The following is a 17,325-nucleotide window of genomic DNA, read 5'->3' as shown; positions in this document are numbered from 1 at the left end:
GGTCGCGAGACATGACACCGGCCGCCCACCTCGCAGCGACAACTGTCAGGGCTGTCGCTGCGAGGTGGGCAGACAGTTAAGGGGCTGTGACGCCCGAGCCGATTGTCACGACTTTCGCCGCTGCCACGGAAGCTCGTAGACGTACCGCCACGCCGCTTCGAACGGGCCCTGCTGAAAGAATCGCAGCCAGACTGTGCTGAACACGATCAGCGCGGCACACATGGCAGCGTAGATTGCGAGAACGGGCCAAGGGCCGTGCGGTTCCAGTGTCGCCGCGAGTCCAAATCCCCAGCCGTAGAAGAGGATTGAGCCGACAATGTTCTGCCCGATATAGCAGGACAGCGCCATACGCCCGACGTTAGACACCCCCACGATCAGCGGTGATCCCGCCCGCAGACGGTCGACGACTATCGCGGTGAGCGCGATGTAGAACAGGGCCACAAGTGGCGGCAGTATGTAGCGGTCGACCATGAGGAGCGACGATCCGCCCGCGAGCCCGACCGCCATGTTGGCGGGAAGTGCGACGGAGCCGATAATCAGCATCCGCGTGCGCAGCTGCCTGCCGCGACTGCTGGCGTCGAATGCGCCCGCACGGTAAAGCTTCGCGCCAGCCAGAAAGAGCATGACGCTGTAGGGAATCACGAAGATCGCTTCAGCGCGGAGCATTCCGGCATTCTCCACCCTGAACTGCACCTGCTCCCACCATGTTCCGTCGGCAAACAGGCGCACACCTTCGGCCAGCACTGCCGGGTCAGGGGCGGTCGGCAGCGGATTAGCGAGCAGCGCGACCGTCACGAGGCTGACGAGCAGGACGTGAACGGTGCCCGCGGCGATCATCCAGCGGCGCTGCGCCTTGTCGCTCGTCAGGACGAGGTAGGCGACGATCATCGAGGTGACGGCGTACCCCATCAGAATGTCGAACTCGACGACGAGCAGGTAGTGCAGAATTCCGTCGAGCAGAAGTATCGCTGCCCGCCAGAGATACCGGCCGGGCCAGCGCTGTCCGCGCTTCTCCGCGGAACGTCGCTGAAGTTCGATTCCGACTCCGAAGAGGATTGTGAGCAGCGCGAGGAATTTGCCGTTGGCGAGCGACCGGAAGACCGCTTCGGCCCACGACGCCGCGCCGTCGAGAGGCAGGACGGGCTGCTCGAGCAGCCCGATAATTCCTGCGGGGTTCGCAAAGATCCAGATGTTGGTGGCGAGCGTGCCCAATATGGCGACTCCGCGCACGACATCAAGCAGCGGGTTGCGCTGCTTCGCGGACCGCCGCGTGGCAGTTTCGGCCGAGCTGCTTGCGAGCACCATGAGTATCCCTTCATCGACCATACGACTGTATTGGTGACCGATTGGGTCTACCATACAGATGTATGGGCCACGCTGGCAATACGAATGTATGGGAATCCGGGGAATCAGTGGACAGGCGCACACAACTCGCGGACATCGTCACGCAGATCGCTGCGGAACGAGGGCTCGACCACGTCAGCGTGCGCGAGGTGGCGTCAGCCGCTGGTGTATCGATCGGTGCCGTGCAGCACCATTTCCGCAGCAAAGATGCCCTGCTCCTCGCCGCTTTCCAGCGATACGCCGACACGCTCGGCGACCGCATTCGCGCGATGGATCAGTCGGGAAAGCCGCGTGACGTCGTCCGAAAGCTGCTGCTCGAACTGCTTCCCCTCGATGGGCCACGGAGCACTGAGACTCGCATGTTCATCGCCTTCGCCGCGCGGGCAATCGTCACCCCCGAACTCGCGCATGTCTACCACGAGGGACTCGGACAGTTGCGCACCGTCGTCACACACCTAGTCGAACTCGCACAGCAATCCGGCGACGCCGTCACCCACGTGTCCGCGGACACGCTCGCGCGCACCCTGCTTGCGGTCGCCGACGGCGCGACACTGCAAACCGTCACCTCTCCCGATGAAGGCGCGGTCACCCACGCTGTCGCTGAAATCGATGCAGCGCTGGGATTCGTCTTTCCGGGTTACTAAGCGCGCGTACTCGCAAAATTCAGTGGCGCTGAACGGGCGATGAGTTCTAGCCTCCGGAGGATGCACGATACGACTCATGGACTAAGTGACGAGCAAATCGAACAGTTCATCACCGAGGGTTATGTGCGCGTTGATCACGCCTTTCCGCGTCGACTGGCGACTCAGGGCCGTGCGCGCATGTGGCGCGATATCAATGCCGAGCCACGCGACCCATCGACCTGGACCGAGCCAGTCGTTCGACTGTGGGTGTACTGGCAGAAGCCGTTTCGCGAAGCAGCGAACACTCCGATCCTGCACCGGGCCTTCGACCAGCTCGCCGGAAAGGGCCGGTGGGCGAGGCGCGGCGCGCTGGGCACTTTTGTGGTGCGGTTTCCATCAGCAAAAGACCCAGGTGACACCGGATGGCATGTCGACGCCAGCTTCCCGGGCCCCAACTCCGGTCCGTCCGACGACGATTTCTCCGACTGGCGCGTCAACGTCACATCCCGCGGCCGGGCGCTGCTCATGCTGTTCCTGTTTTCCGACGTAAGCGATGACGACGCGCCGACACGCATCCGCGCTGGGTCACATCACGACATCGCGCGCCTGCTCGCACCAGCAGGCGATGAGGGGCTCGGTTTCGACCTCGATGTCAGCGTCAGTGAAGGCCGCCCCGAGGTTGCGGCGACGGGCCCCGCGGGCACCGTGTACCTCTGCCATCCGTTCCTCGTGCATGCCGGTCAGCCACATCGCGGCGCGACGCCCCGCTTTCTCGCCCAGCCCGGACTCGAACCGACGGCGCCTTTTTCGCTCGACCGCTCCGACGGTGCCTACGTGCCGGTGGAGATCGCCATTCGCCGGGCGCTGCACAGCTGAGGACCCTGCCGTTTTCAGTCATTGAGTGAAGTATCCTTCTCGCGTGGCAGCGCCCACTGACAGAATTGTGTGTGCGGTGCGGGCAATCGTGCTCGCGTCGGTCACTGTCGTGCTGTCACTGGTGCTGCACACCGCGGCTGGCGGGCACTCGTCCGATCTGCTCGCGGTCGTGATCCTTATCGTTCTCACCGCGATCGGTGCATACCGGCTGTCACGCGTGCCGATGACGTTCGGCCGTGCGGTGATGTTGTTCGGTACCGCACAAGCGGGTTTTCACGGCTTCTTCGACCTCACCGCCACACCTGGTCATGGACCGTCGCACACCAGCCATGCCGCGGTCGCGACCCTGTCGCCGGTAATGATCGGGGCCCACGTGCTCGCGACCGCGATCTGTGCCGCCCTCGTTGTGCATGGTGACCGGCTTCTGAGCGCACTGTGGTCGTGGCTGGCCGGGCTCTGGCAGTTCTGCCTCGTCCTGCCTGCTCCGTATTGGGCTCCAACGGCAGCCGACATCACTTACCGGCCTCTGGACTTGCGCCAGCTCGCCGCGCAAGCGAGCCGCGCGACCCGGCGTGGCCCTCCGCACGTGTTCGCCTAATCAGTCTTAACGCCCGTGGCAGGTCGCTGCGGGTGTCACTCGGCGCTCCTCGCGCGCGGTTTTCGACGTGCGAGGGCGTTCTTCACTCATTCCTGAAAGGCAACACCTGTGAATACGTCTACCCTCGCGCGGCTCGCCGCGGCCGGATCCGCTGCTGCCGTCCTCGCTCTGATGGTCCCGACAACTGCCGCGGCCCACGTCACGGTTTCCGCGAACACCACCGAGGCCGGCCGATACGCGGTGCTCACGGTCGGCGTCCCCCACGGCTGTGACGGCTCAGCGACCACGTCGGTTGCGATCCAGATCCCCGAAGCGTTCACCAGCGTGACACCGACCGTGAATCCCAACTGGGACGTTGAAAAGGTCATGGAGCAGCTCGACCCTCCTGTGGATGACGGCCATGGCGGTCAGATCACCGAACGGGTCGCGGAGGTCGTGTACACAGCGAACACGCCGCTTCCGGACGATCTGCGGGACACGTTCGAGCTATCCGTCCGACTGCCTGACGCTCCCGGCGAGACTCTGCACTTCCCCGCCATCCAGACGTGCGAGGAAGGCGAGACCGCGTGGACACAGATCGCCACTGAGGGACAGGACGCCGATGACTTCGACTATCCCGCACCTCTGGTGACTCTGACGGCTGCTTCGGCCGACGACGACACGGATGCCACCGCCGCCGCGGACAACGACACCTCGGGTGTCTCCGGAGTTTCGGTCGCGGCACTTGGCCTATCTGTGGTTGCGGTCGTTCTCGGCGGCGCCGCGCTCGCTCGCACCCGCCGCACCTAACGTGGCGCCCGTGATGCAGTCCCGTTCGCGGGCCGTGTCCGGGGTTGTGAAGGCCGCCGCCGGGGCGTTGCTGCTGACTGTCGCTGCACTGTTTTTTGCAGCGACCCCGGCTGCGGCGCACGCAGTCTTACTTGGCACCGATCCGGGTGACGGTGCGGTTCTCGACTCCCCACCGGACACAATCACACTCACGTTCAACGAGAACGTCGCCGTACCTCCAAATGGTGTGACCGTCCTCGACGCAACTGGCGACGCAGTGCGAAGCAACGCCATGTCGATCGACGCATCGGTAGCTGTCACTTTCGAGGGCGCCCTGAGCGATGGCACCTACATCGCCAACTGGCGTGTCATCTCGGCGGACAGTCACCCCATCAGCGGCGCCTTCACGTTCAGTGTCGGTGCACCGAGCGACACCGTCGCCGACGTGGCACCACCGTCCGCGGCGCCGGGCACCGAAGCGCTCACGGTGGGCACGCAGGCTGTGGTGTATCTCGGCGGTCTCACCGCTGCAGGTCTCGTGTTCTTTCATTTCTTCGTGACCGCGCTGACACGCGGCGGTATGCGGATTATGCGATGGTCAGCTGTCGCCGCGGTGTGCGGAATGATCGCCTATGTTCCCGCAGCGTATGTGTGGCAGAACGGTCTTGGGCTTACCTCCGTCTTTCCCTGGGAGGCGGTGCGGGACAGCTTCTACGCGGCGGGTTCATTCTCAGCAGCATCGATTGCGGCCATGCTGGGGATTCTCGGTTTCGCAGGCGCCGTTACTGCGACGAGTGTGGCCGCACGCAGCCCGGGACGAGTTCTGGCGGCCATAGCGTGCGGTGGCGCTGGGCTCGCTTTGGGTTCCCTGGTGCTGACCGGGCATACGCGCACATTCGGCCCGCCGGTTGTGTTGCTGACTAGCGACGCGGTGCACGTCACGGCGGCTTCGCTGTGGCTGGGCGGTCTCATCGGTCTCGCCCTGGTGCTCCGGGCGGGTGAGCGCGGCGCCGCGACTGCTGTGGTGCGTTTCTCCAGCATCGCAGCGGCCGTGCTGGCGGCTTCGGCGATCACCGGGGTCGTCATGGCGTGGCTGATTCTGGATTCCCTGCAGGCTTTGACCGGTACACGTTACGGCGTCACTCTGATGGTGAAGGTCGGCGCTGTGGCTCTTGTGGTTGTTCTGGCGGCGTGGAACAGGTGGAAGCTCGTTCCGACGGTGGGTTCCCGGCCGGATTCGTTGCTCCGGCTCCGCCGGATCGTGGGCGCTGAAGCAGTGCTGCTTATCGTCGTTGCGTCCATTACCGCGTTTCTCGTCTCCCAAAGCCCGACCGCGGTGCCACGTGGCCACACGGGGCAATACTCAGTTTCGCTCGGCGAGGCGACCCTTGACGCACATGTGTCGCCGTTGCGGGTGGGAATTAACGCGTTCGAGTTCACCCTTCGTGACGAGGACGGCCAGCCCATCGATGCGGTGAGCGAACCCGATTTGCGGGTGTTCATGCCCGATCCTGGTATCGGCCCGCTCTCCCCCTCCGTGACACAAACAGGGCCGGGACAGTACGAGGCAGTGCTCGACTTACCGTTTCCTGGCGAATGGGAAGTCACGGTCAGCGCCCGGCTTTCCCGGTTCGATAATCCCGTTGCGACGGTCACCGTGGAGGTGGCGGAATGACCAGTCCGATTCGGCGCAGCCTCACTCTGGCAGCAGCGGTGGCGACAACTGTGTTAATTGGGGCGATCGCGGCTGCGCCGGCAGCCGCACACGTCCTGGTCGACCGGGTAGAACCCGCTGGCGGCGGGGAAACGTCGGTGGTTTTCGCGTTCGAGCACGGATGCGAAGGCGACCCGACCGTCACGCTTGAACTCACTGTGCCCGTTGGCGTTGAACCCCGGTCGACTGACGAACCGGATGGCTGGCATGCACACATTCACGATGACGTCATCACGTGGTCGGGCCCGCCAATCGCAGATGGTGACCGTGCCGAGTTTGTGCTCACCTCGCACATCACGGGCGCACCCGGAGAGGTGTTTCTGTTCCCCACCTATCAACGATATGAGGGCGGATCGAGCTATCACTGGGCAGACGCGGACCCGTCCGCGCCCGAACCGGCACCGTCGTTCATCGGGACGAGCGCTACTGTGACACCCCCTCCGGCAACCACTGCAGGAGCGAGCCGCGGTCAGGCGATCACCGCGGCAGTGGTGCTTGCCGTCGCGCTGGCGGCTGCCGGTGCGGCGGCAAGACCGGTGAAGCGCGCAACTGGGTTGTAGCTGGCTTGTGACTGGCGGCCGGACGCTTCCCCCGCCCGGCCGCCAGCACGAGCGTAACACACAATCGAACACTAGTTCGATACATCGCCGACCTTGGCCTGGGCAATGTTCTATGCGATAGTGCATACAATAGACTTGGCGTCAGGTTTGTAGGCCGCCGAGCGCCAGAGTCACCCACCGCTGGATCGAGGAGCGCGATGCAACCGAAAAGCACCCCGAAAAACGACGCGCCCCCACCCACGACGGACGCGAGCTGGCAAAAGACCGCTTGCATCCTATGTGAGTGCAATTGCGGCCTGGAAGTACTCGTCCAGGATCGCGCTCTGGCGAAGATCCGCGGCGACAAGGAGCATCCGGGCTCCGCGGGATACACCTGCGAGAAACCACTGCGCCTCGACAAGTACCAGAGCACCCCGCACCGGCTGACCAGTCCGCTGCGCCGCCAGGCAGACGGCACCTACGAGGAAATCGACTGGGAAACAGCGCTCGACGAAATCGCCGCAAAACTTCTCGAGGTCAAGAACCGTTACGGCGGCGACAAGGTGTTCTTCTACGGGGGCGGTGGTCAGGGCAACCACCTCGGCGGCGCCTATGGCCGCGCCATGTTCCACGCGCTCGGCGCGACGTACATGTCGAACGCGCTCGCGCAAGAAAAGACCGGCGAGGGCTGGGTTGACCAGCTGCTTTACGGTAACCATACTTCCGGAGATTTCGAGAACACCGAAGTCGCAATCTTCATCGGCAAGAACCCGTGGCAGTCCCACGGCGTGGCCCGGGCCCGTCCCCTGCTGCGCGAAATCGCCCGCGACCCTCAGCGCGCCATTATCGTGATTGATCCCCGCAAGTCCGAGACCGCCGAGCTCGCCGACATTCATCTCCAGCTCAAACCGGGCACTGACGCCTGGTGCGTGGCCGCCATCGTCGCCACACTCGTTCAAGAAGACCTCCTCGACCACACGTTCCTCGCCGAACGCACCACCGGCATCGAGGACGTACTGGCGGCGCTCGCGCGCATCGACATCCCCGGCTATGCCCGCCGTTGCGGCGTGCCGGAGCAGCAGATCCGCGCAGCAGCCCGGCGCATCGCCGCTGCCGAGAGCGCTGCGACCTATGAAGATCTCGGGGTGCAGCAGTCCCCCAACAGCACGCTCGTCGCCTACCTGAACAAGATGATGTGGATTCTCACCGGCAACTTCGCCAAGCCGGGCGGCGTCCATATCCACTCCTGGGTCTTCCCCGTCGCTGGACGCTGGCATCCAGTACCCAGCACACGCTCCCGGCCACGCGTTCTCCGCGCACGCCGGGCGCTTGGGCTCACGGCGATGCGGTGGGCGGCCCCCGCACTCCGCCGGGCCTTCGCCGCGTCGCCGGGGAACACAATTACTGGCCGCCTGTCCGCACAGGTGGCTGACACAACGCTTGCCGCGTTCTTCCCCGCCGTGGCGGTGCCAGTTGCACGCAGAATCGCCGATGTCTTGAGCGGTTCCACCGCGCCGGAGACGACGCCGGTGACGGGCGCGCGCATCATCAGCGGGCTCATCCCCGCCAACTCGATCACCGAGGAGATCCTCACCGACCACCCGAACCGGTTCCGGGCAATGTGGATCGACAGCTCCAACCCAGCGCATTCGCTCGCTGAATCAGAACGGTTCCGGCGAGCGATGCGCGCCCTGGAACTGTCCGTCGTCGTCGATGTGGCGTTCACCGAAACCGCTCGCCAAGCCGATTACGTGCTGCCCGCCGCCAGCCAGTTCGAGAAACACGAGGCGTCACTCTTCACACTGCATTTCCCGCACAACACGTTTCAGCTGCGCCACCCGCTCATGCCGCCGCTGCCTGGAACGAAGCCGGAGCCAGAGATTTACGCCGCCATCATCGACAAGCTCGGCGCGGTCGATGAAGGACTCATCTCCGATCTCACCGCGGCAGCCCGCACCAGCCGCAGCGCCTTCGCGCTGGCGTTTTTCGCCGCCATCGAGCACGAGCCGCGGTTGGCCGGCCTAGTGCCCTACCTGCTGTACCGGAGCCTCGGACAGGTGCTGCCACCTGGTGAGCAGGCCACCGCATTGATCTGGGGTTTGGCGCACCTGTGCGCGATCGCACAACCCGACGCCGTCGCACGGGCCGGGTTCTCCGCATCCGGCTTCGCGCTGGGCGAGCAGCTTTTCGACGCCTTCACGAGCCGCCGCGAAGGCGTCGTATTCGCTGAGGACCGCTACGAGGACGCGTGGGGCTACATCCAGCACGCTGACGGCAAGATCCACGCGCGCATCCCCGAACTACTCGACGAGCTCGCTCTGATCGACGAGATCGAGCCGAGCTACACCAGCGACGAATTCCCCTTCACACTCTCCGTGGGCGAACGCCGATCCTTCACCGCGAACGTCATCATCCGCGACCCAGGGTGGCGCCGCCGCGACAAGCACGGCGCGCTGCGGATGGCACCGCAAGACGCCAAACGCCTCGCCATCGAGAGCGGCGCCCGCGTGCGCGTCGTCACGGAGGCAGGAGCTGCCGAAACGCCAGTGGAGGTCAGCGAGATGATGCAGCCAGGGCACATCTCGCTTCCCAACGGCCTCGGCGTCCTTTACCCAAATGAAGACGGCGAGGAGTCGCAGGTCGGAGTTTCGCCGAACACCCTCACCACGCTGACCCGACGCGACAAGTTCTGGGGCACCCCCTGGCACAAGAACGTCCCGGCCCGCATCGAACATTTGAGCCACCCTGCGAGTTAGTTACTGGCAGTTCACTTTTCCGGTGAAACGGGTGAGCAACGCGCGGCGATGTACGTCTTATGGAGGCGGCAGTGCGGAGGATCATCAAGGCAGGTGTCGGGCTGTTCGTGCGTCCAACTGACGCACGTACGACGTATCGTGCGCGAACGATTGCTGGTGAGTGCGTGACGGTGTCCGGCCCTTACCGGTGCTATCCGTCGGGGCTGGAGTACTACCGGGTGGAAGATGAGCCGCGGTTCGTGTTCGCCGGCCACGTGAAAACAGTAAGTCGGAACTGTGGCATCGCAGATGCTCTTCGCCCCCTCACAGAATCCCTCCGGTTCGCGTCGTAGTGAGAAACCCGAGGCTGGGCACGTACTTCACCAAACCGACTTTTCGTGCAGTAGCTTCATGCCGACTGTTTCCCGCCTGCCCAGGAGCGCCCCATGATCCCGCCGAGTCGGCCTGCCTTGCGCTCTGCTAAAAGGTTCACAGCCGCTGCCACTCTCCCGTTCGTCGCCCTCCTCGCCGCGTCATGCGGGAATTCGTTCGGCGACGCAGGGGACGCCGAAACCCGTGCTTTCACCCATTCGCAGGGTGCTACTGAGATACCCCTCGACCCTCAGCGGATCGTCACGACAACCGATCAGAATGCTCTGTTGCCGTTGCTCGAACTGGGGATCACTCCAGTTGGCAGCGCCGGGATCGAACTCGACGGCGGGCAGATCCGTTTCCGCCGCACCGACGGTTACGACACCACATCGGTCAAGCCCGTAGGGGCCTACGGCGCTCCTAACCTGGAGAAAATAGCGGCCCTCAACCCCGATGTGATCCTTGGGTATGAGTACGACAGCGACATGTATGACGACCTGTCCGCGATCGCCCCCACTGTGCTCATACAGGTGTTCGATCGCCCTCTCGATGATGCGCTACTCGAGTTCGCTGATCTTGTCGGTGAGAAAGCTCAGGCTGAAGCGCTGCAGGCCGACTTCCGCGCCCGCGTTGACGACTTCCTCGACAAACTCGGCGACCGGAAGGACACGCTTTCCATCTCACTCGTCAGCCAGTACGAGCCCGGCCAGTTCAACCGGGTCGATATCGGCCAGGCAACCGGAACCGTCATGCAAGCACTCGACCTGCTGCGGCCTGCTCCCCAGCAGGGCCCCGGCGACTTCGAGGATTACAGCATCGAGACCCTCGGCCAGCATGACGCCGATGTGGTGCTCGTGTTCGACTACTCCGACGATGACGGGCAGCGTGCAGACAACCCGCTGTTCAACTCCCCTGTTTTCGCCGAACTCGCTGCGACAAAAGCAGGGCAGGCCTACGTCATCGACGGCGCCACAACCGTCGGCGCAGCGTGGGGCAAAATGACCGCGTTCCTCGACGAACTCGAACGCATCCTGCTCGCCGAGGACGTCCGGACAGACGTCGTGATCGAGAACTAGCCTTTGGCGTCGGCGAGATTAGCTCAGTGCGAAAAAGCTGCCGAAGTCGATACAGAGCGAGCCTGTGCAGCCCGGATCGACAGGAGGCTCTTCCAGCGCGGTGTAGACGATAGTGACACGAGGGGTGTCGCTGGCTGACGCGACGCCAGTGACGTCCCCGAGTGAGGAGCCGCCCCCGCCACCGCCACCGCTGTCACCGCCGAAAATGCCACTCCCGCCACCGCCGCCACCGTAGAGACCTCCACCGCCACCACCGCCACCGAAGCCCTCCACTACAAAACCGCCCGCCCCACCGGCACCAAGGGTTCCCGCACTGCCTCCTCCGGGATCTCCCCCAGCGCCGCCAGCCACCGCGGTCCCCGCGCCGCCTCCGCCGCCCCCGCCGAAGCCAGTGCCGTCGCTACCAGGCAGACCGGCGTTGCCGCCATTTCCGCCATCACCCACTCCCCCCGTTCCGCCGCCGCCAGCGGCGATAACGAGGCGGGAGGACAGATCACCGGGGGCGGTGCGCACATCGGAGGCACCGCCCCCACCGCCGCCGCTAAAACCGCCCGCAGCGCCGCCGTTGAATCCGCCCGCAGCGCCGCCGTTGAATCCGCCCGCACCGCCGCTGCCGCCAGTTGCACCGTTGCCACCCACACGTACGTACAAGGTTCCGGTGAGGCCACTCAACGTGCTTTCCGCGGTCCCACCCAAACTGGAGAAAGTGTTAATAGTGTTTCCGCCGCGACCACCGATGGCCGTGACAATGAGCGTGTCCACACCGTCGGGAATGGCGAACACGTGCTGGCCAGTGGTGTCATACACACACGTGACCTGAGCACCTGCTTGCGAACATTCAGCAGGCAACTGAGCAGCCGCCGCACCCGGAAACGCAATCGCCGCCGAGGTGAGGACACCTACGCTGCCAACACCAAGAGCGGCACGGCGCAACGGACGCTTCGAAGACCGCGCGGTCGTATGGGCTGGTTGCATGACGGTACCTGCCTCGCGGAGAACCCAAGCGAAAGCCTGAGAATGTGATGAGAGTAACAGCATTTTCCCGTGCGCAGCCGGCGAATGACATAAGAGGAAGCGATCTTCCTTTAACTTTGCGGGCTGTTTCGACCTAGAATTTCGCGAGAATTGCAACCATTTTGACGCCAAAACTTCCAAAACCGGACATATTCGGGCAACTTTCTGGAAACGAAAGTGTGAGTTGTTCGAGGTACGCCGCTTTTCATGCAGAAAGTGCAATTGTAGCGGAATCAGCACCGAACGGTAACGACGTGATCAAATCTATGAGGATGCCCTCATAAGTTGCTCTCAGGTCGGTTAAATCACTACCGGGGCGTGAATGCACCCGCGCCTACTAATCGCACCACAAGGAGTGGAACTATGCTCGCAACTATTATCGCCGCATTAATCGGCCCCTCAGCTGACATTGCCAATTGGGGCGCCTTCTTTGACGGCTACGGCACCTACCTGAGCGGCCAGTCGGATCTTGTGTCGGTCCTATCCGGCGGTCATGAGGTCTACCAGGAGTGGGATGGCGAGAACTGGGTGAACGTTGACCAGACGCACAACCAGCCGATCATTCCGTGGAACCCGGGCAGCAACCCTGGCGGCGGCAGTGACCCGATCGCCGACATCCTGAGCCAGATCTTCCCAGCCGCCTAATCTGCCACCTTCCACAAAGGCCGTGTGACTGTAACCAGTTTGGCAATTCGCTGCCATTTCGTTACATGTCCCACAAATAGACAAATCCGGGGAGGTCCCCTAACCGCCTCCCCGGATTTGTTAGGTCCGGACTATGATTTCCGGTTGTACAGTCGCATCGACAGCGGCCCGAATATCGCGATGAAGACCGCGCACCAGATTCCCACTGCTGCCAGGTCAGCGAATTCTAGTGAACCACCCATGAGGCCCCTGATCGCCGTCACAATGTGACTGATCGGGTTCACATTGACAAATGCCTGCAGCCAGCCGGGCATTGTCGCTGGATCAACGAAAATGTTGCTCGCAAATGTCAGCGGGAACAGAATGAACATTGATACGCCCATCACTGCCTGCTCTGTGCGCAGCAGCAGCGCCAGCATCGTCCAGATCCACGACAAACTGAACGAGAACGCCAGCAGCAACACGATCGACAGCACGACACCGACGAGACCGCCGCTCGGCCGGAACCCGATGGCCATGCCGACGAGCATCACGATGATCGACGCCAGCGTGTAGCGCACCACATCACCGAGCAGTGCCCCCACTAGCGGTGACGGCCGCCAGATCGGCAGGGACCGGAACCGGTCGAACACGCCCTTCTCGATGTCCTTGTTGATCGTCAAACCGGTGTACATGGTGATCATGACGACCGTCTGTACGAGAATGCCCGGCAGCAGGAACTGCACGTATTCGCGTGGCGACCCCGCGAGTGCACCACCGAAAAGGTAGGTGAACATGAGGATGAACATGATCGGGAACATCGTCACGTCAAACAGCTGTTCCGGCACGTGTTTGATCTTCAGCAGCGCCCGATGCCCGAACGTCAGCGACGTAGACACTGAACCCGCCCGTGAAGGCCGCGGTCCCGGAGCGTGCAGCACGTCCGCGATGACCTTTGGCGTCGGTGGCGCATAGTCGACGCGTTCTGTATTTGTTGTCATCGGAGTGCCTCCTGGGCCGCTACGTTCTCAATTCCTTCACTGGTGCCGCTGCCGTTCGTTTCCGGATCAGCGGGCTTCCCGGTCAGCGCGAGGAACACTTCGTCAAGGCTCGGCTGGCCGAGCGCAAACGTCGTGACATAAATACCCGCATCGTGCAGCGCTGGCAGCGCGGCACCCACTGTTCTCGGTTCGTTGACCCGGGCTGTCATCGCCGACGGATCCGATTCGAGGACGATGTCGACACCCAGTACCCGCTCCAGCACGCTCGCCGCGTTAGCCCGCTGCGCCGGGTCGGCGACCCGAACATGCAGAGCACCTGAACCGACCGATGCCTTCAGCTCACCCGTCGTCCCCTCGGCAATGACTTTTCCGTGGTCGATCACCGCGATGCGGTCCGCGAGCTGATCCGCCTCGTCGAGGTACTGCGTCGTCAGCAGCACCGTGGTGCCGCCTTTGACGAGAGCGCGGACGATCTCCCACACCTGATTGCGGCTGCGCGGGTCAAGTCCGGTCGTCGGCTCGTCAAGGAAAATCAATTCCGGTGTGACGATGATGCTGGCCGCGATATCCAGCCGCCGCCGCATACCGCCCGAATAGTTCTTGACCTGCCGTTTCGCAGCCTCTGTCAGCCCGAACGCGTCAAGCAGCTGCGCGGCACGATCCCGTGCGGCCGAGCGTGAATACCCGTACAGTCTGCCCAGCAGCATCAGGTTCTCGGCGCCGGTCAGGTCTTCGTCGAGCGAGGCGAACTGGCCGGTCAGCGATACCTTCTGGCGAACCGAATCCGCCTCCGCGATCACATCGTGCCCGAGTACTCGCGCGCTGCCCCCATCGATCGGCAGCAATGTCGCAAGCATCCGGATCACTGTGGTCTTTCCCGCGCCGTTCGGCCCCAGAACCCCGTAAACACCGCCACGCGGCACCGTGAGGTCGACGCCGTTCACAGCGACGTTGTCACCAAAACGTTTGACCAGCCCTCGTGTTTCGATCGCCGACGCCGACGCGTGTTGTGACAGTTCTGACTCTGTCATCGCGCTCCCCTTTACATGCCCGCCCCACGGCGCGCTCGATCTTTCGTACTTTGATGTACAGACAGTCCTATAGAGAAAAACTCATCGCGTAAACCGAATATTTCACAGGTTGTCTTGACCTGGCTTGTCCGAAAGTGCTCAGTTGGTCGTGACTTCAGCTCGCTGCCGCAACAAGCCGACGCCGAGGGTCAGCAGCCCCGCCGTCAGCAGCACTGCACCCACATAGGCGAGGTTGATCAGCGCATTCGGGCTGGTGTCACCGGGCGCTGGGACGGACAAGAAGAATGCCACCGGCAATAGGATCGCTGACGCCGGGATCGCATGGCGAGCAAACGATTTCGCCTTCGATGACAGCGCGGCTTCATCGACGTACCGCAGCGTGACCAGGGACAAGAGCAGCAGCACACCCGCGTGCGCGTGGCCAGCCCGCCACAAATCCTGACGCAACGGGTTAGCCATGTACTCGGAATCCCCGACGAGCATAGTGAGAATACTCGCGCCCCCGAACACGACAGTGGGCAGCACGATCAGCAGAATACCGGCAATGCGGCGAGATTCACGGCTCATCACGCCTCCCTAGGATTGCTGAGCCTGGAGTTAACGTTACAAGTGGCCTTCTTCGGCGTCTAACGATTTACGGCGCTGGGCGCGAGGCGACCGACGATCGCCGGTGCCTCCTGGACGAGGCTGTCGTCGGTCAGCGCCTCGACCATGAAGAGGGCGAAGTCCACGCGTCGCGTCAAGTTGCTTTCGAGAACTGGATCGCCGACGTGGCGGCTCCACACAGGCAGGCCCTGGCTTTCGCCTTCCTCCAGGTCGCTGCCGCGGACGACGGTCCATTTCCGGTCACTGGCGAATATCCGTCGGCACGCCTCCACCTGGTCATCGATCTCGACGGCGCGCACGGCGCGCGCCAGCCAGGTGATGAGTTTTACGGCTGCCCGGAATCGCCAGGAGTACGTGTCCTTGCCATCGCGGGCGATGTGCCAGCCGCACGAAAAGATTAGCCGCGCATCGGGTTCGGCATAGTCGAGCACCGCTTGCGCCGTGCCTGACGAATATTGCTGGATGCCCCAGGGCGCCAGGACGGTCAGCACGCCGTCGCATCCGGCAACTGCCTTGCGGATCACTTCTCGGTCGTTCGTCGGCCCCGGAATGATCGTGATCTGGTCCGCGAACTGGGCAAGCTTCCCGACGCTGCGTTCACGACACACGCCCACGACCTCGTATCCGCGGTCCAGGGCGTGCTGAACCATGTATCGCCCGAGTTTCCCCGAGGCGCCGACGATGCACACCTTCTTGTTGGTGTTCATATCCCGCTGCTTCCTGTGTCGAAGGCTTAACTTACGTTGTAAGTCAAGCTACACTTACGGTGTAAGTACGTCAACGGGAGTTTGGGAGACAGCACTGATGAGCGGGCGCACTACCGGTAGACGAGGGAAAGCGGAGCGAGCGCCGCTCAACCGCGAACGAGTCGTCACCGCAGCAATTGCGCTGGCCGACGAGAAGGGCGAAGCCGGGGTCACCATGCGCGCCGTCGCCGCGCGACTCAGCGTGGAGGCGATGTCGCTGTACAACCACGTCACAGGTCGCGACGACATACTCGACGGAATGGTCGACGCGGTATTCAGCGAGATCGAACTGCCAACGTCGGGGAGCGGGTGGAAAACAGCCATGCGCGACCGTGCCTACTCGACGCGCGCGGCGCTGCTGCGGCACCCCTGGGCCGTTGGCCTCATGGACTCACGCAGCCAGCCCGGACCTGCGACGCTGCGGCACCATGACGCCGTTCTCGGCGCTCTGATCGAAGGCGGCTTCTCAATCGGGATGGCCGGACACGCCATCTCCCTGATCGACAGTTACATTTACGGGTTTGTCCTGCAGGAACTCAGCCTGCCGTTTACCAGCGACGCCGAACTTGCCGATGTCGCCGGAGACATTCTGCGCGACCTGCCGGCCGACATGTACCCGCATCTCACGGCGATCATCGCCGAGCGCGCCAGCGGTCAGGGCTACGATTCCGCCGACGAGTTCGAGTTCGGCCTCGCCCTCATCCTCGGCGCCCTGCCCCTATTGCCCGCGAATCCATCTACGGAGGTCAACACAACCCCTGAAAATCGAGGGGTTTAGAAGACCTGCGCAGATAGATTTGCGAGGGTGAGCTAATTCAGCGACGCGTCCCAAACACAATGAGGTACGGCCGCGGCTGATGGATCCCCTCAGCGGTGCGATACCCCTCGAAAAAGTCCGCAAAATCTCGGTGCAGTTGCTCGCGACGTTCGGGCTCCAGGTTCGCCGCCAGCGTCCGCGTCGGCCCGTAGACCGTGGAGAACAACTCCCACACCTCTTCGCCCGAAGAACCCGTCTGCGGCGCGTCCCCCGTTTCGAAACTCAATTCGAACGTGTCCCCCAGCATCTCCTCGACATATTCGCGGTTGCCCCAGGTGAAGGCAGACCCTGCCCCGGCCGGCGGGGGCGGCATGTACTTCGCCATCACCTTGAACATGTCGACTACGCCGCCTTCCGGACTCCAGTTGCCGAGGCCCAGACGTCCGCCAGGGCGCGTCACCCGTGCAAGTTCCTTCGCGACGGCCTTGTGGTCAGGCGCGAATATCGCTCCCACATTCGACACAACCACGTCGAACGCGCCGTCCGCGTAGGGAAGGTTCTCCGCATCGCCGACCTCGAAGTCGATCGACAGGTTGTCTTCCTTGGCGAGACGTTTCGCCGTCTCAATCAGTGCCGGCGCAAGGTCGATACCGGCAACCTCCGCGCCCGTCCGCGCAAGCCGCGTCGCGAGAGCACCGGTTCCCGTCGCGACATCCAGAACACGTTCGCCCGGGTGGGGCGCCACGGCGGTCGCGAGATGCTCAAGCAGTGGTGCGTAATGTTCAGGAAGGCGCTCGTACGGGCCGGTACCCCACATGACGCTCTGCTTCTTCTTCAGTTCCTCAAATGCCATGGTGACTCCTCTGTTGGGACGATGCGCCTTGATCGTGCAGCCAAATGC

The 17,325-nt window shown here is 63.5% G+C and carries 17 protein-coding genes; 10 read left to right on the top strand and 7 right to left on the bottom strand.

All coding sequences use genetic code 11. From position 1 onward, the window contains the following. Positions 1-105: 105 nt before the first annotated feature. Positions 106-1,326 (bottom strand): DUF418 domain-containing protein, encoded by a 1,221-nt coding sequence (locus tag FHU29_RS04080; RefSeq protein ID WP_260152011.1) that lies wholly within the window; start codon positions 1,324-1,326, stop codon positions 106-108. Positions 1,327-1,367: 41 nt separating this feature from the next. On the opposite strand from FHU29_RS04080, the gene FHU29_RS04075 reads away from it, so the two are divergent. The 8 genes from FHU29_RS04075 (at position 1,368) to FHU29_RS04040 (ending at position 10,645) form a co-directional block, all read left to right on the top strand. Next, on the top strand, positions 1,368-1,988 hold the full coding sequence (locus FHU29_RS04075) for a TetR/AcrR family transcriptional regulator (protein WP_083962305.1): 621 nt from the start codon (positions 1,368-1,370) through the stop codon (positions 1,986-1,988). Between the two features lie 60 nt (positions 1,989-2,048). After that, a complete protein-coding gene (locus FHU29_RS04070; RefSeq protein ID WP_064440271.1) occupies positions 2,049-2,843 on the top strand; it encodes a phytanoyl-CoA dioxygenase family protein in 795 nt (264 codons plus the stop codon). A gap of 43 nt (positions 2,844-2,886) precedes the next feature. Further along, positions 2,887-3,441: a hypothetical protein gene (locus FHU29_RS04065; RefSeq protein WP_064440270.1), complete on the top strand. Its 555-nt coding sequence runs from the start codon at positions 2,887-2,889 to the stop codon at positions 3,439-3,441. A gap of 108 nt (positions 3,442-3,549) precedes the next feature. Beyond that, positions 3,550-4,230, top strand: a complete 681-nt coding sequence (locus FHU29_RS04060; protein WP_064440269.1) for a YcnI family copper-binding membrane protein — start codon at positions 3,550-3,552, stop codon at positions 4,228-4,230. A 13-nt stretch (positions 4,231-4,243) separates the two neighbouring features. Beyond that, positions 4,244-5,884, top strand: coding sequence for a copper resistance protein CopC (locus tag FHU29_RS04055; RefSeq protein ID WP_232322960.1), 1,641 nt, complete (start codon positions 4,244-4,246; stop codon positions 5,882-5,884). Further along, positions 5,881-6,483 carry a DUF1775 domain-containing protein gene (locus FHU29_RS04050; protein ID WP_064440267.1) on the top strand — a complete coding sequence of 201 codons (603 nt, stop codon included), beginning with the start codon at positions 5,881-5,883 and terminating at the stop codon, positions 6,481-6,483. Before FHU29_RS04055 ends, FHU29_RS04050 begins: the two co-directional genes overlap by 4 nt. Before the next feature lie 197 nt (positions 6,484-6,680). After that, positions 6,681-9,218 carry a molybdopterin-dependent oxidoreductase gene (locus FHU29_RS04045; protein WP_064440266.1) on the top strand — a complete coding sequence of 846 codons (2,538 nt, stop codon included), beginning with the start codon at positions 6,681-6,683 and terminating at the stop codon, positions 9,216-9,218. A 425-nt stretch (positions 9,219-9,643) separates the two neighbouring features. Then, the gene (locus FHU29_RS04040) at positions 9,644-10,645 is read left to right on the top strand and encodes an ABC transporter substrate-binding protein (RefSeq protein ID WP_064440264.1); all 1,002 of its coding nucleotides are present in this window, start codon (positions 9,644-9,646) and stop codon (positions 10,643-10,645) included. 18 nt (positions 10,646-10,663) lie between these two features. Here FHU29_RS04040 and FHU29_RS04035 read toward each other — a convergent pair whose 3' ends face one another. Beyond that, positions 10,664-11,620, bottom strand: a complete 957-nt coding sequence (locus FHU29_RS04035) for a hypothetical protein (protein ID WP_064440263.1) — start codon at positions 11,618-11,620, stop codon at positions 10,664-10,666. A 402-nt stretch (positions 11,621-12,022) separates the two neighbouring features. Here FHU29_RS04035 and FHU29_RS04030 point away from each other — a divergent pair, with 402 nt between their 5' ends. After that, positions 12,023-12,304: a hypothetical protein gene (locus tag FHU29_RS04030; protein ID WP_064440262.1), complete on the top strand. Its 282-nt coding sequence runs from the start codon at positions 12,023-12,025 to the stop codon at positions 12,302-12,304. Positions 12,305-12,435: 131 nt separating this feature from the next. Here FHU29_RS04030 and FHU29_RS04025 read toward each other — a convergent pair whose 3' ends face one another. The 4 genes from FHU29_RS04025 to FHU29_RS04010 all read right to left on the bottom strand — a co-directional run bounded on the left by FHU29_RS04025 (position 12,436) and on the right by FHU29_RS04010 (position 15,628). Beyond that, complete coding sequence (locus tag FHU29_RS04025; RefSeq protein WP_064440261.1) at positions 12,436-13,284, bottom strand: ABC transporter permease; 849 nt, start codon at positions 13,282-13,284, stop codon at positions 12,436-12,438. Beyond that, the gene (locus tag FHU29_RS04020) at positions 13,281-14,315 is read right to left on the bottom strand and encodes an ATP-binding cassette domain-containing protein (protein ID WP_064440260.1); all 1,035 of its coding nucleotides are present in this window, start codon (positions 14,313-14,315) and stop codon (positions 13,281-13,283) included. The genes FHU29_RS04025 and FHU29_RS04020 overlap by 4 nt, the downstream gene beginning before the upstream one ends. 138 nt (positions 14,316-14,453) lie before the next feature. After that, entirely contained in the window at positions 14,454-14,882 is a 429-nt protein-coding gene (locus tag FHU29_RS04015) for a hypothetical protein (RefSeq protein WP_064440259.1), read from the bottom strand. A 59-nt stretch (positions 14,883-14,941) separates the two neighbouring features. Beyond that, entirely contained in the window at positions 14,942-15,628 is a 687-nt protein-coding gene (locus tag FHU29_RS04010) for an NAD(P)-dependent oxidoreductase (RefSeq protein WP_064440258.1), read from the bottom strand. A 97-nt stretch (positions 15,629-15,725) separates the two neighbouring features. Here FHU29_RS04010 and FHU29_RS04005 point away from each other — a divergent pair, with 97 nt between their 5' ends. Continuing rightward, a complete protein-coding gene (locus FHU29_RS04005; protein WP_083962303.1) occupies positions 15,726-16,445 on the top strand; it encodes a TetR/AcrR family transcriptional regulator in 720 nt (239 codons plus the stop codon). A 37-nt stretch (positions 16,446-16,482) separates the two neighbouring features. Here FHU29_RS04005 and FHU29_RS04000 read toward each other — a convergent pair whose 3' ends face one another. Further along, a complete protein-coding gene (locus FHU29_RS04000) occupies positions 16,483-17,277 on the bottom strand; it encodes a class I SAM-dependent methyltransferase (protein ID WP_064440257.1) in 795 nt (264 codons plus the stop codon). Between the last annotated feature and the right edge of the window lie 48 nt (positions 17,278-17,325).

Source organism: Hoyosella altamirensis (assembly GCF_014191505.1).
Classification (GTDB): Bacteria; Actinomycetota; Actinomycetes; order Mycobacteriales; family Mycobacteriaceae; genus Hoyosella; species Hoyosella altamirensis.
The sequence above is the reverse complement of the archived record's forward strand: the minus strand, read 5'-3'. Positions and strand labels throughout refer to the sequence as shown.

What these genes read in the sequence shown, in the direction of transcription:
- FHU29_RS04080 (WP_260152011.1), bottom strand. Translation starts at nt 1,326, where the DNA reads ATGGTCGATGAAGGGATACTCATGGTGCTCGCAAGCAGCTCGGCCGAA.
- FHU29_RS04075 (WP_083962305.1), top strand. Translation starts at nt 1,368, where the DNA reads ATGGGCCACGCTGGCAATACGAATGTATGGGAATCCGGGGAATCAGTG.
- FHU29_RS04070 (WP_064440271.1), top strand. Translation starts at nt 2,049, where the DNA reads ATGCACGATACGACTCATGGACTAAGTGACGAGCAAATCGAACAGTTC.
- FHU29_RS04055 (WP_232322960.1), top strand. Translation starts at nt 4,244, where the DNA reads ATGCAGTCCCGTTCGCGGGCCGTGTCCGGGGTTGTGAAGGCCGCCGCC.
- FHU29_RS04050 (WP_064440267.1), top strand. Translation starts at nt 5,881, where the DNA reads ATGACCAGTCCGATTCGGCGCAGCCTCACTCTGGCAGCAGCGGTGGCG.
- FHU29_RS04045 (WP_064440266.1), top strand. Translation starts at nt 6,681, where the DNA reads ATGCAACCGAAAAGCACCCCGAAAAACGACGCGCCCCCACCCACGACG.
- FHU29_RS04040 (WP_064440264.1), top strand. Translation starts at nt 9,644, where the DNA reads ATGATCCCGCCGAGTCGGCCTGCCTTGCGCTCTGCTAAAAGGTTCACA.
- FHU29_RS04035 (WP_064440263.1), bottom strand. Translation starts at nt 11,620, where the DNA reads ATGCAACCAGCCCATACGACCGCGCGGTCTTCGAAGCGTCCGTTGCGC.
- FHU29_RS04030 (WP_064440262.1), top strand. Translation starts at nt 12,023, where the DNA reads ATGCTCGCAACTATTATCGCCGCATTAATCGGCCCCTCAGCTGACATT.
- FHU29_RS04025 (WP_064440261.1), bottom strand. Translation starts at nt 13,284, where the DNA reads ATGACAACAAATACAGAACGCGTCGACTATGCGCCACCGACGCCAAAG.
- FHU29_RS04020 (WP_064440260.1), bottom strand. Translation starts at nt 14,315, where the DNA reads ATGACAGAGTCAGAACTGTCACAACACGCGTCGGCGTCGGCGATCGAA.
- FHU29_RS04015 (WP_064440259.1), bottom strand. Translation starts at nt 14,882, where the DNA reads ATGAGCCGTGAATCTCGCCGCATTGCCGGTATTCTGCTGATCGTGCTG.
- FHU29_RS04010 (WP_064440258.1), bottom strand. Translation starts at nt 15,628, where the DNA reads ATGAACACCAACAAGAAGGTGTGCATCGTCGGCGCCTCGGGGAAACTC.
- FHU29_RS04005 (WP_083962303.1), top strand. Translation starts at nt 15,726, where the DNA reads ATGAGCGGGCGCACTACCGGTAGACGAGGGAAAGCGGAGCGAGCGCCG.
- FHU29_RS04000 (WP_064440257.1), bottom strand. Translation starts at nt 17,277, where the DNA reads ATGGCATTTGAGGAACTGAAGAAGAAGCAGAGCGTCATGTGGGGTACC.